General features: G+C 71.9%; 11 protein-coding genes. 10 read left to right on the forward strand and 1 reads right to left on the reverse strand.

Features of this window, described 5'->3' with window-relative positions; genetic code table 11:
- The first annotated feature begins 164 nt into the window (after positions 1-164).
- From AB0M39_RS10730 to AB0M39_RS10740, 3 genes are all read left to right on the forward strand, one after another.
- Positions 165-1,205, forward strand: coding sequence for an iron chelate uptake ABC transporter family permease subunit (locus AB0M39_RS10730; protein WP_365362455.1), 1,041 nt, complete (start codon positions 165-167; stop codon positions 1,203-1,205).
- Between the two features lie 133 nt (positions 1,206-1,338).
- On the forward strand, positions 1,339-2,520 hold the full coding sequence (locus AB0M39_RS10735) for an iron ABC transporter permease (protein ID WP_365362457.1): 1,182 nt from the start codon (positions 1,339-1,341) through the stop codon (positions 2,518-2,520).
- 4 nt (positions 2,521-2,524) lie between these two features.
- The gene (locus AB0M39_RS10740) at positions 2,525-3,394 is read left to right on the forward strand and encodes an ABC transporter ATP-binding protein (protein ID WP_365362459.1); all 870 of its coding nucleotides are present in this window, start codon (positions 2,525-2,527) and stop codon (positions 3,392-3,394) included.
- 60 nt (positions 3,395-3,454) lie between these two features.
- On the opposite strand, the gene AB0M39_RS10745 is transcribed toward AB0M39_RS10740, so the two are convergent.
- Positions 3,455-4,402, reverse strand: coding sequence for a methionyl-tRNA formyltransferase (locus AB0M39_RS10745; RefSeq protein WP_365362461.1), 948 nt, complete (start codon positions 4,400-4,402; stop codon positions 3,455-3,457).
- A 120-nt stretch (positions 4,403-4,522) separates the two neighbouring features.
- Here AB0M39_RS10745 and AB0M39_RS10750 point away from each other — a divergent pair, with 120 nt between their 5' ends.
- The 7 genes from AB0M39_RS10750 (at position 4,523) to AB0M39_RS10780 (ending at position 15,177) form a co-directional block, all read left to right on the forward strand.
- Positions 4,523-5,869, forward strand: coding sequence for a lysine N(6)-hydroxylase/L-ornithine N(5)-oxygenase family protein (locus AB0M39_RS10750; protein WP_365362463.1), 1,347 nt, complete (start codon positions 4,523-4,525; stop codon positions 5,867-5,869).
- A gap of 321 nt (positions 5,870-6,190) precedes the next feature.
- Positions 6,191-6,985 (forward strand): VOC family protein, encoded by a 795-nt coding sequence (locus AB0M39_RS10755; RefSeq protein WP_365362465.1) that lies wholly within the window; start codon positions 6,191-6,193, stop codon positions 6,983-6,985.
- Between the two features lie 1,077 nt (positions 6,986-8,062).
- Complete coding sequence (locus AB0M39_RS10760) at positions 8,063-9,541, forward strand: sugar transferase (RefSeq protein WP_365362467.1); 1,479 nt, start codon at positions 8,063-8,065, stop codon at positions 9,539-9,541.
- 82 nt (positions 9,542-9,623) lie between these two features.
- Positions 9,624-10,958: a nucleotide sugar dehydrogenase gene (locus AB0M39_RS10765; RefSeq protein WP_365362469.1), complete on the forward strand. Its 1,335-nt coding sequence runs from the start codon at positions 9,624-9,626 to the stop codon at positions 10,956-10,958.
- Between the two features lie 73 nt (positions 10,959-11,031).
- Positions 11,032-12,249: a glycosyltransferase family 4 protein gene (locus AB0M39_RS10770; RefSeq protein ID WP_365362471.1), complete on the forward strand. Its 1,218-nt coding sequence runs from the start codon at positions 11,032-11,034 to the stop codon at positions 12,247-12,249.
- Positions 12,239-13,624, forward strand: a complete 1,386-nt coding sequence (locus tag AB0M39_RS10775; protein WP_365362473.1) for a polysaccharide biosynthesis protein — start codon at positions 12,239-12,241, stop codon at positions 13,622-13,624. The genes AB0M39_RS10770 and AB0M39_RS10775 overlap by 11 nt, the downstream gene beginning before the upstream one ends.
- Positions 13,621-15,177: a Wzz/FepE/Etk N-terminal domain-containing protein gene (locus AB0M39_RS10780; RefSeq protein ID WP_365362475.1), complete on the forward strand. Its 1,557-nt coding sequence runs from the start codon at positions 13,621-13,623 to the stop codon at positions 15,175-15,177. Before AB0M39_RS10775 ends, AB0M39_RS10780 begins: the two co-directional genes overlap by 4 nt.
- Positions 15,178-15,180 lie beyond the last annotated feature (3 nt).

Consider the following 15,180-nt stretch of genomic DNA (forward strand, 5'->3'; position numbering starts at 1 on the left):
TGCCTCCCCAGGCTTCGTCCCGGCCCGGAGCCGGGGGATCGGCGCCATACTAAGGTAAGGGTTACCTAATTTGTATAGCCCTGGCAGGACGGCCGCCCAGAGGGCGGGACAGCGGGCGAGCTCCCGCCCTACAGTTAAGGCAAGCCTGACCAAAGGAAGTTGACGTGGGGACCTCGACGGTCCGGGCGGCCGCGGGCCCCCGCGCAGTACTGCTGCTCGCGCTGGCGTGCGCGGCGCTCTTCGGGCTGTGCGCCCTCTCGATGGCGTACGGCGCGCTCGCCGTGCCCCTCGACCAGGTCTGGGACACGCTTTTCGGCCATGCGCCCAACTCCCGCGTGGACAACGTGATCTGGTCGGTGCGGCTGCCGCGCACCGCGCTCGCCCTGGCCACCGGGGCCGCGCTCGGCCTGTCCGGCGCGCTGATGCAGGCGCTGACCCGCAACCCGCTGGCGGACCCCGGCATCCTGGGGGTCAGCGCGGGCGCGGCCTTCGCCGTCGTCCTGTCGGTCGGCGTCCTCGGCATCGCCTCCGTGTACGGCTACATCTGGTTCGCCTTCGGCGGCGCGCTGGCCGCGAGCGTGCTGGTCTACTTCCTGGGCGGGGTCGGCCGCTCCGGCTCCACGCCGGTCAAGCTCGCCCTCGCCGGAGTCGCGGTGACCTCGGTGCTGTTCTCGCTGACCAGCGCGATCGCCCTGACCGACCCCGACGCCTTGAACCGGTACCGCTTCTGGTCGGCGGGCTCGCTCGCCAACCAGGACACCGAGGTCCTGCTGCGGGTGCTGCCGTTCCTCGCCGTCGGCGCCGTGCTCGCACTGGCCTGCGCCCCGTCCCTCAACAGCCTCGCGCTGGGCGACGACGTCGCCACCTCGCTCGGGCTGAAGCTCGGGCTGGTGCGCATCCAGGGCGTGGCGGCCGTCACCCTGCTGACCGGCGGGGCCGTCGCCGTGATCGGCCCGGTGGTCTTCGTCGGCCTGGTCGTGCCGCATATCGCGCGCGTCCTCGCCCAGTCCGCGGGCATCGGCCCCGACCACCGCTGGCTGCTGCCCCTGTCGGCCGTGCTCGCCCCCTGTCTGCTGCTGGCGGCCGACATCGCGGGCCGGCTGATCGAGCGCCCGATCGAGATCCAGGCCGGCGTCCTGGTCGCCTTCATCGGCGGCCCGTTCTTCATCGCGATGGTCCGCCGCCGTCGCCTCGCGGAGCTGTGAGCATGGCGACCGCGCACGCCGGGCGGCGAGCCGTACGGGAGGGGGCGCCCGCCGACACAGCGGTGCCGACGCCGTCCCGGCCCGCGCCGCCGATCCCCCAGCCCTGCCGACCGACCCAGGGGAGCCGCACGCCATGACGACCGAGCTCACACCGGCGGCGGGCCGAAAGGGCCGCACGGACCCCGAGGGCCGCGACGACCGCGACGGCCGCGACGGCCGCGAGAAGTCCAACGGCGGCAAGGACCCCACGCGCCGTGCACCGGTCCGGCGCACCGCCGGGCGGGCCGCCTTCCGCCTCGCCTTCCCGCCCGTGTCCGGGCTGCTGCGGCCCCGGCTGCTGGCCGTGTCGCTGGTCCTCGCGGCCGCCGCGTTCCTGGCGTTCTGCGCGGAGACCGCGATCGGGGACCTCTCCCTGTCCCTCGCCGACGTGACCCGGGCCCTGGTGGGCGGGGGCGATCCCGGCACCCGGCTCATCGTCCAGGAGCTGCGCCTGCCGCGCTCCCTGGCGGGGCTGCTGGTCGGCGTCGCCTTCGGGGTGTCGGGCGCCCTGCTCCAGGCCATGACGCACAACCCGCTCGCCAGCCCCGACATGATGGGCATCACGCAGGGCGCGGGCGTGGCCGTGGTCGCCGGCATCGTCCTCGGCTGGGACGGCGGCCTCAGCACGCAGGCGCTCGGCCTGTTCGGCGCGCTGACCGCGGCGCTGGTGGTGTACGCGCTCGCCTGGAAGCGCGGCGCCACCGGCTACCGGATCGTCCTGGTCGGCGTCGGGGTGGCGTGGATCTGCACCAGCGCCACCGACTATCTGATGGCCCGCGGCCAGCAGTTCCAGGCGCAGGCCGCGCTCGGCTGGCTCGTCGGCAACCTCAACGGCCGCACCTGGAGCCAGATCGGCCCCCTCGCCGTAGCCCTGGCCGTCCTGCTGCCGACGGCGCTGCTGCTCGGGCGGCTGATGCGCACCCTGGAGCTCGGGGACGACGTCGCGCGCGGTCTCGGCACCCGGGTGCAGACGGTGCGGGTGGCGACCCTGCTGGTCGCGGTCGGCCTGGTGGCGTTCGGGACGGCGACCGCGGGACCGGTCGCGTTCGTGGCGCTCGCCGCCCCGCAGGTCGCCCAGCGCCTGGCGGGCACGGCGTTCCCCCCGCCCGTCGCGGCGGGGCTGACGGGCGCCGTGATGGTGCTCGGGTCCGACCTCGTCGCCCGGAAGCTCATCGCGGACACCGAGCTTCCGGTCGGGATCGTGACGGGCGTGCTCGGCGCGCCCGTCCTGCTGTGGCTGCTCGTCCGCGCCAACCGCGCAGGTTCAGGAGGCTGAAGACGTGACATCGACGTACGAAGAGCTCGCCGACGGCCCCGATCTGCGGGCGCGCGGACTGCGCCTGGCGTACGACGACCGGGTGGTCGTCGACGATCTGGACCTCGCGGTCCCCTCGGGGCGGATCACGGCGATCGTCGGGGCGAACGCCTGCGGCAAGTCGACGCTGCTGCGCGCGCTGGCCCGGCTGCTCGCCCCCAAGTCGGGGGCCGTCCACCTCGACGGGCGCGCCGTGCACTCCATACCGACCAGGGCCCTCGCCCAGAAGCTCGGCATCCTGCCGCAGACGCCGGTCGCCCCCGAGGGGCTGACCGTCGTCGACCTGGTGGGCCGGGGCCGTGCGCCGCACCAGACGTGGTGGCGGCAGTGGTCGGCCGCCGACGAGGACGCCGTGCACGAGGCGCTGCGGGCCACGGCGATGAGCGACCTCGCGCACCGGGCGGTCGACGAGCTCTCCGGCGGCCAGCGGCAACGGGCCTGGATCGCGATGGCGGTCGCCCAGGGCACGCCGGTGATGCTCCTAGACGAGCCGACCACGTACCTCGACCTGGCGCACCAGATAGACGTCCTCGATCTGATCACCGACCTGAACCGGCAGCAGGGCCGTACGGTCGTCATGGTGCTCCACGACCTCAACCAGGCGTGCCGCTACGCCGACCACATCGTCGCCATGAAGGCGGGCCGCATCGTCGCGGAGGGCGCCCCGTCCGAGGTGATCACCGCCGCGGTCGTCGAGGACGTCTTCGGGCTGCGCTGCGTGGTCGGCGAGGACCCGGTCAGCCGTACTCCGATGGTCATCCCGATGGGCCGGCACCACGAGGGGGACGACGCGGCGGTGTCGGACGCGGCGCCCGCCGGGGTCACGGGCGCGTAGGACGGGCACACGGCGGTGACCCCGGGGCCTCAGGCTCCCGGGGTCTGCCAGCGCTCTGATCTACGGATGGGGCGTCAGATAGCCGCCCATCGTGCGGAAGTAGTCGGTCGCGGCGTGCTCGGCTCCGTCCTCGGTGCGCACCCGCTTCACCACGAAACCGGGCAGCTTCCCCGAACGCGCCCCGGGGCCGGCCACGATGACGATCCCCTCGCCCTCCTTGATGAAGATCCGTCCGGGGGTGCCGCCGTACCGTCCCTCGGACACGGCCGCCGAGACGATCCGGATGCGCTCGCCCCGGTGGTGGGTGAAGGCGTTGGGGTACGGGTCGGACTGGGCCCGGACGAACCGCTCCAGGTCCTCGGCGGGCCAGGTCCAGTCGATGCGGCTGTCCTCCAGCGCCCGCTTGTGGAAGAAGCTCGAGCGGGAGCGGTCCTGCGGCTTCCACACGGCCTGTCCGGAGGCGATGAGGTCGAGCGACTCGGTGACGAGCGGGCCGATCAGATCGACCGTGCGGTGGAACAGGTCGGTCGCGGTGTCCTGCGGACCGACCGCCACGGAGCGCTGCAACAGCACGTCGCCCATGTCGAGTTCGGCGTCCATGCGGTGCGCGGTGACGCCGACCTCCGGCTCGCCGTTGATGAGGGCCCAGATCAGCGGGGAGAAGCCGGCGTAGGTGGGCAGCAGCGAGTCGTGGACGTTCAGCGTGCCGTGCGGCGGCAGGTCGAAGATCTCGGGCGGCAGCCAGGTGCGCCAGTTGTTCGCGACGATGATGTCGGGCTCGGCGTCCTTGAGCGCGCGCAGCAGCTCCTCGTCGCCCGGGCGGTTGCGCAACAGCACTGGTACGGCGTGCTTTTCGGCCAGATCGGCGACGGAGTCGCTCCAGATCTTCTCGTACACATGGTCGCTTTTGGGATGGGTGACGACGAGAACCACTTCATGCTCGGAATCCAGCAGAGCCTGCAGCGTCCGGTGTCCCCAGGTCTGGTACCCGAACATGACGACTCGCATGTGAGCCCTCCTCAACCATTGCTAGGTAAGGCTAACCTTATCTAACATGTGCCTGCTTAGGGGAGCCTGTGTGCGTTCTTGGCCAAACACTGAGCCCCCTCTACGGAAGGCGATGACGCGGTGACGACAGTGCACAGTGGGGCGGATCTTCCCCTGTACGACGTTCTCGGTATCGGTTTCGGCCCGTCCAACCTCGCCCTCGCAATCGCACTGCACGAGCACAACTCTGCTGCTCCGCAAGGCGAACGACTGCGGGCGGCCTTCCTGGAGAAGCAGCCGCGGTTCGGCTGGCACCGAGGCATGCTCATCGACGACGCCACCATGCAGGTCTCGTTCCTCAAGGACCTGGTGACCATGCGCGACCCCACCAGCGACTTCAGCTTCCTGTGCTACCTGAGCGCACAGGGCAGGCTGGTCGACTTCCTGAACCAGAAGACCCTGTTCCCCCTGCGCATCGAGTTCCACGACTACTTCGAGTGGGCGGCCTCGCGCGTCGACCACCTCGTCGAGTACTCCTCCGAGGTCGTCGCCGTACGACCCGTCACCGAGGACGGCGAGGTCCGCTGGTACGACGTCGCCACCCGCGACCCCGCGGCCCCCGGCCGCCTGACCGTCCGCCGCACCCGCACCCTCTGCGTGGCGACCGGCCTGGAGCCGCACCTCCCGCCCGACGCCGCCCTGTCCGAACGCGTCTGGCACAACAGCGAGCTGCTGCCGCGCGTCGACAGCCTCCTGAGCACCGGCGGCCAGGTGCGCCGCGCCGTGGTCCTGGGCGCGGGCCAGAGCGCCGCGGAGGCCGTCGACTATCTGCACCGCAGCTTCCCCGACGCGGAGATCTGCTCGGTCTTCAGCAAGTACGGCTACACGCCCGCCGACGACAGCCCGTTCGCCAACCGGATCTTCGACCCGGAGGCCGTGGACGTGTTCTTCGAGGCGCCGACCGCGGTGAAGCAGTCCCTGCACGACTACCACCGCAGCACCAACTACTCCGTCGTCGACATGGACTTGATCGAGTCCCTGTCCCGCACGATGTACCAGGAGAAGGTCCAGGGCAGGCAGCGGCTGCGGATGCTCAACGTGTCCCGCATCCGCGAGGTCGCGGCCGGCGCGGACGAGGTGGCGGTGACGGTCGAGTTCCTGCCGACGGGCGAGCGTGCGGTCCTCGCCTCCGACCTGCTGGTGTACGCGACCGGCTACCAGCCCCGCAGGATCGGGGGCAATCTGGGCGACATCGCCAAACTCTGCCTGCGCGACGAGGAGGACGCGCTGCGCGTGGGCCGCGACCACCGCGTGGAGACCGCGCCGAACGTCGCCGCCGACATATACCTCCAAGGCGGCACCGAGCACACCCACGGCCTCACCTCGACCCTGCTGTCCACGACCGCCGTGCGGGCGGGAGAGATCTGCGCGTCCCTCCTCGCCCGCCACACCTCCGAGATGCGCCAGCCCGACCACGCGGTCGGGTAGGGAGGCCGCGTGACGCACCTCGGGCAGCAGGCTGAGGGGCGTCGCGTACGACCTGCCGACGTCGCCCTCAGGCCCCCCTCGCGCCCGACCGACCGACCACGTCCGGGCGCGAAGCGCGGCGGGGCATGACAAAGCGCAGCTGGGCATACGGCATACGGCGTCCGGCCGGACCGCGTCACTCGAACAGCCGCATGGCTCCCGCCAGGCCGCGCTCCTTAGACGCCCGCCCGGCGGCGCTCCCCTGGGACGTCCGGCCGAGGGGCGGGCGCCCGTGTCCGGTGTCAGGCTGAGGTCACCAGTGATCCGCGAAAGGGAACGGCCATGATCACCACTGACTTCGTCCCCGGCTCCCCCTGCTGGCTCGACCTCGGCACTCCCGACGTCCGCGCCGCCGCCGTCTTCTACGGCGACGTGCTCGGGTGGGACTACGAGTCCATGGACGAGGGAGACATGGAAGGGGGCATGTTCCGGAAGAACGGCAAGATCGTCGCCGGGCTCGGCAAGCTGACCGAGGCGGGCGCGCGCTCGGCATGGATGATCTACTTCAGCGTCGCCGACGCGGACGCCACGACCCAGGCCGTCGAGCGCGCCGGCGGCTCGGTCAGAGTCCCGCCGAGGGACCTCGACGAGTGGGGCCGGATGGCCCAGTACAACGACCCGGCGGGCGGCCAGTTCGCCGTCTGGCAGCCGGGGACGAGCAAGGGCGTCGAGATGGTGGACGACCCGGGCTCGATGTCCTGGGTCGAGCTGTACACGACCGACGCGGCGGCCGCCAAGGAGTTCTACGGCGGCGTCCTCGGCTGGCGGTTCAACGATATGCCGCTGCCGGGCGGCGGAGGCACGTACCACCTCATCACCCCCGAGGAGCTCCCCGAGGACCGCATGCACGGCGGCCTCATGGAGATGCCCAAGGAGTACCTCGCCCTGACGGAGGGGCGGCCGTACTGGCACCCCGTCTTCGCCGTGACCGACTGCGACGCCGCGGTCGCCAAGGTCATCGAGAAGGGCGGCACGATCCAGATGGGCCCGGAGGACTCCGAGGGCGTCGGCCGTCTGGCCGTCTGCGTCGACCCCTCGAACGCGGACTTCGTGGTGCTGAAGCCGGAGCAGAGCTGAGCGCACCTCGTCCGCCGAGGATGCGGCCGCCATGCGGCGCCGCAAGGTCGAGGTACGCGAGAAGCGGACCCTCGGCTCCGACGGCTGGGGCCGGGGACCGACACGGTGTTCGCCGGGGCGGGCGCCGGCCGGTCCTTCAGCGACGGTTATATGCCGGTTGTTCTCTCCGCCCTTGCCGACGGCGCCCCCCGCGTGTACGTAGGCATGCGCGCCGCACCGAGGACCGTCTGAGTCGCGTCAAGGGCCTGGCCCCCGAAAGGGGGCGGCGACGGGTCGATCCGGGGTCGGGGAACCGCCAAGCCTGCTTCCATTCGTGAAGTCGCGCGCCTCGTCGTCCGGGTCGATCGCCCCGCCCCTCGGGCGCCCCCGGCACCACGCCGTAGTGCAGGAACAGCGGGAAGCCGTCGCCGAAGCGGGCGCCGTGGAAAGCCCGCCGCGGCCTGCGGATTACTACCGCAAAGACGCCGCGCAGGGGGTCGGGCGAACTCCCGGAGCGCGCGGCGGAGTCACAGCATCCGCAGGCGGTCGCCGGTCGGTGGATCCAGTCAAAAAGCTTGAACACAAATTACACACATCCCCTCTCCACACCGGCCCCCGATGGTCTAGATTGACCGTGCTTCAGCCGTTCGGGGCATCAGATGTTCTGAGCGCCAGATGTTCTGAGTTCAGCCGTTCCAAGGTTCATCTGTTCGAGCATGAGCGACCATTGACGATCTAAAGATCCGGCGCTACTGAAAGCCAGCAGTCACGTCCCCGGCAACAGACGTGGGGATGATCAATTCCTGGAGCCCGAGAGGGGCGCCTTGGGTGCGGGGAGCACCCGGGGTTTCGACGGGCTCCTGGGCGCCTCGAGAGTCTGGCAGGGCAGGCGAGTCCGCTGCCGCCAGGGCGAGTCGTTCACGTAGCTCTGCACGAGCGGGGATGTGCGCGGGAGGCGGGGGCCTCCCGGCAGGGGGAACAGCGCGGCGCGGGAGGCGGGGGCCTCACGCGGGGAGGAACGCGCGGGGGGCTGAGCCTCCCGGGGGGAGGAACAGTGTTAGGCGAGCACGTCGAACCACTGGGGACCTGGGGGGTTCTGTGCGGCAAGGGGGATTAGTCAGCCCGTTTCCGTCAGCGCGCGGGCGTCTGACGAACGGGGCGATCACACAGCCCGCGATCGACTGGGAGCACCGGTACCGCCGTACCGTGATCACCAGCGATACCGTGGCCACCGCCTTCGTAGTAGCGGCGATCGGCAATTTCTTCGGGGCCCGGGACGCGGCCAACTGGCATGAGAAGTGGGGAATTCTCGCATTCGGCACCGAGCTGCTGGTATTAGGGGCGCTCGCGGTGACCCGGTCGTGGGCTCCGGCCGTTCTCGGCCAGGGCGCCGAGGAATTCCGCCGGCTCGGACGCTCGCTGTTCACGGCGACCGTCGTGCTGGCGCTCGGCGGGATCGCCCTGACCTCGCGCAATATCAAGTTATGGATCTTCGTCGCGATCCCGGCGATCGCGATCGTCACCATGACCGCGCGGTATCTGCTCCGCCTCTGGCTGCATAAGCAGCGGAAGGAAGGGCGGTGCCTGAGACCGGTGCTCGCCGCCGGGAGCCCGGCCACCGTGCGCGACCTGATCACCCGGACCCGCAAGTTCCCGCACCTCGGCTGGCGCGTGGACGCGGTGTGCACGACGGACGGTCTCGGGCTCGACGGCGATCAACTGGACGGAGTGCCGGTCGTCGGCCAACTGGCGGACGTCGCGGGCCATGTCTGCCGCGACGGCTACCGTGTCGTCGCGGTCACACCGGACCCGCACTGGTCTCCGGACCGGCTGCAGCGGCTGGCCTGGAACCTCGAAGGCAGCGACGCCGAGATGATCGTGGCCCCGGTGCTGATGGAGGTGGCCGGCCCGCGGCTGCACGTCGACGCGGTGCTCGGGATCCCGCTGCTGCGGGTCAGCATGCCGACCTTCACCGGCGGCCGCCGGGCGGTCAAAGGGGTCGTCGACCGGATGGGCGCGGCGATCCTGCTGATGCTGTTCGCGCCGCTGATGGTGCTCGTCGGCCTGATCGTGCTGGTGGACAGCCGGGGTGGGGCGTTCTACCGCCAGCGCAGAGTCGGCAAGGACGGCCGCGAGTTCACGATCCTCAAGTTCCGCACCATGGTCGTCGGGGCGGACTTGGCACGTGCCGAGCTGGCCGACCGCAACGAAGGCGCCGGCCTGCTGTTCAAGCTCCGCCGGGATCCGCGGGTGACCCGGGTGGGAGCGGTGCTGCGCCGGTACTCGCTCGACGAGCTCCCACAGCTCTTCAACGTGCTCGCCGGCTCGATGTCGCTCGTCGGTCCGCGGCCTCCGCTGCCGGAGGAGTCCGCCGCGTACGGCCCGGACATCCGGCGGCGGCTGCTGGTCAAGCCCGGACTCACCGGTCTGTGGCAGATCAGCGGACGCAGCGACCTGTCGTGGGAGGAGGCGGTCCGGCTGGACCTGCGGTACGTGGAGGACTGGTCGCTCGCCCTGGACACAGTGATCTTGTGGAAGACGCTGCGTGCGGTGCTGTACGGGCAGGGGGCCTACTGATGTGCGGGGGGCGGCGGCTCGACGAGCCGGCCGGGGCGCGGACCGCAGGCCACAAGGGCCTGCCTGGGGGGAGGAACGAGTCATGAGAGTCAGCGTTTTCGGGCTCGGCTACGTGGGCTGTGTGTCGGCCGCGTGCCTGGCCAGCATGGGCCACGAGGTCATCGGGGTGGACGTGAACCAGGTCAAGGTCGACCTGGTCAACGACGGCAAGGCCCCGGTGGTCGAGGAGCGGATCGGCGAGCTCACGGCGGAGGTCGTGCGGAGCGGGGCGTTACGCGCCACCACCGACGTCCGCGAGGCGGTCATGGGCAGCGAGGTGTCGCTGATCTGCGTGGGCACCCCGTCGGAGCCCAACGGCAGCCTGTGCACCACGTACTTGGAGCGGGTCACCGAGCAGATCGGCGCCGCTCTGGCGGAGGGGGCCGAGCAGGGGGGCCGGCACACCGTCGTGTTCCGCAGCACCATGCTCCCGGGCACCTGCCTCAACCTGCTGGTGCCGATCCTGGAGAAGTACGTCGGCGGCACCGCCGGGGTGGACGTCGGCGTCGCGGTCAACCCGGAGTTCCTGCGCGAGGGCACCAGCGTGCGGGACTTCTTCGACCCGCCCAAGACCGTCGTCGGCGAGCTCGACGCGGCGAGCGGCGATGTGGTGGCGGCGCTGTACGAGGGCCTGCCCGGCGAGGTGTTCCGGGTGCCGGTCCCGACGGCCGAGGCGATCAAGTACGCGGACAACGCGTTCCACGGCCTCAAGATCGGCTTCGCGAACGAGCTGGGCGCGGTGTGCCAGGCGCTCGGGGTGGACTCGCACCAGGTGATGGACGTGTTCCTCGCCGACCGCAAGCTGAACATCAGCCCCGCCTATCTGCGGCCCGGCTTCGCCTTCGGCGGCTCCTGCCTGCCCAAGGACTTGCGCAGCCTGGTCCACGCGGCGCAGCGGGCCGACATCTCGGTGCCGATCCTCGCCCATGTGCTGCCCTCGAACTCCGACCATCTGCAGCGCGCGGTGGATTTGGTGGAGCGCACCGGCAGGCGCCGGGTGGGAATGTTCGGGCTGTCCTTCAAGCCCGGCACCGACGACCTGCGCGAGAGCCCGCTCGTCGAACTGGCGGAGAGGCTCTTCGGCAAGGGGTACGACCTGAAGATCTACGACGCCAATGTGAGCCTCTCCCGGCTGATCGGCGCGAACCGCGAGTACATCGAGACCCGGCTGCCGCACCTCGCGCAGCTGCTCGCGGACTCCGTCGAGGAGGTGCTCGAGCACGCCGAGGTGTGCCTGGTGGGGACCAGGGATCCGGCTGTGCTGTCGGCGCTGCCCCATGGCACCACGCCCGGCAGCCCGGCGATCGTCGATCTCGTCCGCCTTCCCGACGCCGAGGCGCGCCGGGCCGAACCGGGGTACGTGGGCCTTGCTTGGTGACAGGTCGTTCAGTGAGACGTCGTTCGGTGGGACAGCCGGCGGCGACCGGTCGGGCCGGCGCGCGCTGATCCTGGTGGAGAACCTGTCGGTGCCGTTCGACCGGCGGGTGTGGCAGGAGTGCACGACGCTGCGCGACGCGGGCTGGGAGGTGCACGTCATCTGCCCCCAGGGAAGCAAGCGGGACACGGAGGCGGAGGCGGTGATCGACGGGGTGCGGATCCACCGCTACCCGTTGCGCGCGGCCACCGGAGGGCCGGCCGGCTATCTGCGGGAGTACGGATCGGCGCTGTGGCATACGGTCCGGCTCGCCCGCACGGTCGGCCCGGTCGACGTGGTCCACGCCTGCAACCCGCCCGACCTGCTGTTCCTGCCCGCCCTGTGGATGAAGAGGCACGGCGCGCGGTTCGTCTTCGACCAGCACGACCTGGTGCCCGAGCTGTACCTCTCCCGGTTCGACCGCGGCGAAGACCTGCTCTACCGCGCCGTGTGCGCGCTGGAGAGGCGGACCTACCGGGCTGCGGACATCGTGCTCGCCACGAACGAGAGCTACCGGGACGTCGCGGTGCGCCGTGGCGGAAAGCGGCCGGGGGACGTGTTCGTGGTGCGCAGCGCGCCCGCGATCGAACGGTTCCAACCGGTGCCTCCCGAGCCGGAGTTGAAGCGCGGCAAGCCCCATCTGCTGTGCTATCTCGGCGTCATGGGCCCGCAGGACGGGGTCGACTACGCCTTGCGGGCTCTCGCGAAGCTGCGCGACGAGCAGGGGCGGACCGACTGGCACGCGGTGTTCGTCGGCGCCGGCGACGCCTTCGAGGCGATGGTGGAGCTGTCGCGGCGGCTCGGGCTCTCGGAGCAGGTGGAGTTCACCGGGCGCATCCCGGACGCCGACCTGGTGCGCTATCTGTCCACCGCGGACGTGTGCCTCTCCCCCGACCCGCGCAATCCGCTCAACGACGTGTCGACCATGAACAAGGTCCTGGAGTACATGGCGATGGGCCGGCCGATCGTCTCGTTCGACCTCCGGGAGGCGCGCGTCTCCGCCGGCGACGCCGCCCTCTACGCGCCCGCCAACGACGAGGCCGAGTTCGCCAGGCTCGTCGCGCTGCTGCTGGACGACCCGGAGCAGCGGGCCCGGATGGGCAAGATCGGCCAGGAGCGGGTCAGCGGGCCGCTCTCCTGGCGGAACTCGCAGGCGTCGCTGCTCGCCGCCTACGCCGCTGCCTGCCGCGACCACGCTCCGGTGTCGAGAGCGCCCCGCACAAGGAAGGGAAGAGGCAGCACCGTTGAGCGATGAAACAATACGTCTGGCCACGATCGGGCGGATCATCCGTCGGCGCGGGCGGCTGCTCACCGTCCTCGCCGTGGTGGGCGCGCTCGTCGGCTACGGCGCCTCTCTGCTGTTCCCTCCGCACTACACGACGTCCGCGTCGGTGCTGCTGCCGGGGGCGTGGGAGGAGCGCGAGCTGGTGACGCAGGCGGAGATCGCCGGCAGTTCGGTGGTGGTCGACCGCGCGGCCGCCACGCTCGGCTGGAAGGACGTCGGCAACAGCGAGCTGCGGGACCGGGTGACCGCGGCGACCGCCGACGGGAACATCATCGAGATCTCGGGCACGGCCGAGACCCCGGAGCGCGCGCAGCGGCTCGCCGACCAGGTGGCCCAGCAGTTCGTCGCGTTCGCCGCGCGGATCTCGGGCGACAGCGACGCCGAGGCGGCGGCGGGGCCCGAGGCACTGCGGCAGATGGTGGTGCAGACCAGCCGCCGTATCACCGAGCTGGCCGACGCGGCCGATCCGGGGCAGACCGTGGAGAGCGTGCAGACCCGCACCGAGCTGGCGAAGCTGCGCACCGCGCTGCACGAGGCCGTCAACAAGCTGGAGGAGGCAGGCCCGGCCGCCGACAAGGCCCACATGGTCGTCATGGGGCCGGCGGCCCGGCCGACCGGCGAGGCGCCGCCGACGAGGGTGCAGCTCATCGTCGCCGGGGCGCTGCTGTTCTTCCTGCTCGCGGTCGTCGGCCATCTCGCCGCCGCGCGGATGAGCCGCCGGCTGCGCACCGAGCCGGAGATCGCCGCGGCGCTGGGCTCGGAGCTGCTGGGCTCCGTCGACGTACCCGGTGAACAGCCCGCCGGCCGGCCGGAGGACAGCAGCCGGCGGGCCCGGATCCGCCGGCTGCTGGGCCTCGACGTCCGGTGGGACCTACCGAGTCCGCAGACGTCCGGCGACGAGACCGGCAGGCAGATCCGCTACCGGCGGGTGTGCGCCCGCCTCCGGGACCAGCTGGCGGCCCCCGGGCGGCTGCTGGTCGTCGTCCCGGACGGCGACGAGACCGCGCTCCGGGCCGCCGGGCGGCTCGCCGCCGAGGCCGAGAGCGATCTCCCCCCGAGCTCGTCGAGCGGGGGCCCCCTGCTGCGCGTGGTGGAGGTCGCGGTGGACCGGCCGATGGTGCCGGACCGCGACGACGAGTCCGGCGCCCTGGTCGTGCTCAGCGCGGGCAGCTGGACCGCGGGCGAGCTCGCGGGCATCGCCGAGGCGTGTGCGGACGCCGAGCACGAGGTCGTCGGCATCGTCCTCGCCGACACGGCGTGGGCCCGTCCGACGCGGTCCGCCGGCCGTCGGGATGCCGCCACTGCGGCGCTCGCGGGCGGCGGCGCGAGGGGAGGCTCAGGATGACGACGACGAGTACGACGTCAGGGCCGTCGGCCGGCGGTCCGCTGCTGGACCTGCACGCGCTGGTGGTGGCGGTGCGCAGACGGCGCCGCCTCTGGTGCTCCATGGCGCTGCTGGGGCTGCTCGTCGGCGCGGCGGTGGCCGTCCTGCTGCCGCCGCAGCCGAGCGCGGTGACCAAGGTGCTGGTCGCGCACAAGGAGGACCAGCCGAACGACCCAGGAACGCTGATCCGCACCGACGTCGAGCTGCTGCGCACCACGCGGATCGCCGACAAGGCCCTGCAGGCCCTGAAGTCCCCGGAGAAACCGGAGGACTTCATGCAGGACTACGGGGGTGTCGGCCTGACCAACAACCTGCTGCAGATCAATGCGACAGGCGACAGCGACGCCCAGGCGGTGGCCCGCGCCAAGGCGCTGGCAGACGCGTTCGTCGCGGACCATGTCAAGCGGATACAGCAGGCCGCGGACGCCGAGGCCAAGACCCTGCTCGCCCAGCGCGACCGTATGCGGGACGAACTCGCCCAGGTCAACAAGGCGATCGGAGAGGGACCGCCGAAGAGCGGGCCGAAGGCGTCGGCGAGCATGGAGTCGCTCTTCGCCCGCCGGGCAGAGCTCACCTCGCGGATCGCCGACTTCGGCCAGCGCGCCGCGGAGGCGCGCATCGGCACGCCCCAGCTCGTCGCCGGCACCCAGATCGTGGACGCCCCGCGCGCGGTGCGGCACTCCCTGCCCAAGACCGCTGTCACCAACGCCGCGATCGGGCTCGTCCTCGGGCTCGTCCTCGGGCTCGCGGTGGCCGCGGTCGGCACATTGGTCGCGGACCGCCCCGTGCTGCGCCGGGAGATCGCGGCGAACCTCGGCGCCTCGGTCATCGCGGAGCTGCCCCGCCGGTCGCCCCTGCTGTGGCGGCGCCGACGGATCCGGGCGGCACGTGCGAGGCTCACCACGTCCCTGGCCCGTACCGTGCGCGGCTCCGCGGAAGGGGTGTCGCTCCTCGAGCTGGGCTCTGCGCGCAGTACCGGCGAGATCGCCCTGGACCTCGCCGGGGAACTGGCGGCGGACGGGCCCGTGTCCGTCGTCGACGCTCTGCCCGGCTCGCAGCTCGCAGGCCGCCGCCACAAACCTGGAGACCCGACCGTGGTCAGCGGCGAGCGCGCCGCGGCCCTGTCGCCTCAGGAGCGCCGGCTCGGCGTCGGCTCGGTGGCGCCCGGCACGGCGTGGACCGACCTTCAGTACCTCGGCGCCCAGACCGTGCTCGTCGTACGCGCCGGGCACGGCAGCGCCGCATGGCTGCACACCGTGGCACGGCAGCTCGCGGACCAGCGCATCGCGGTGATCGGCGTGGTGCTGATCGACCCCGATCCGCGCGACCGGACCGACGGCACGCTGTGGGACGGGCTGAACACCGCGCTGCGCGGCCAGAACGAGCGGCTGGCCCGGCAGAACGGTGGGGGTACCTCCCACGCCGTTCAGGCAGTGGGGGACGGACGGCCGCGGACCGAGCGGCTGCCGATATCGGCGGCACGGGTCCCGGACAGCGACCAGGAGGCACGGTAGGAC

Origin of the sequence: Streptomyces sp. NPDC051907 (assembly GCF_040681075.1) — a bacterium.
Lineage (GTDB): Bacteria > Actinomycetota > Actinomycetes > Streptomycetales > Streptomycetaceae > Streptomyces.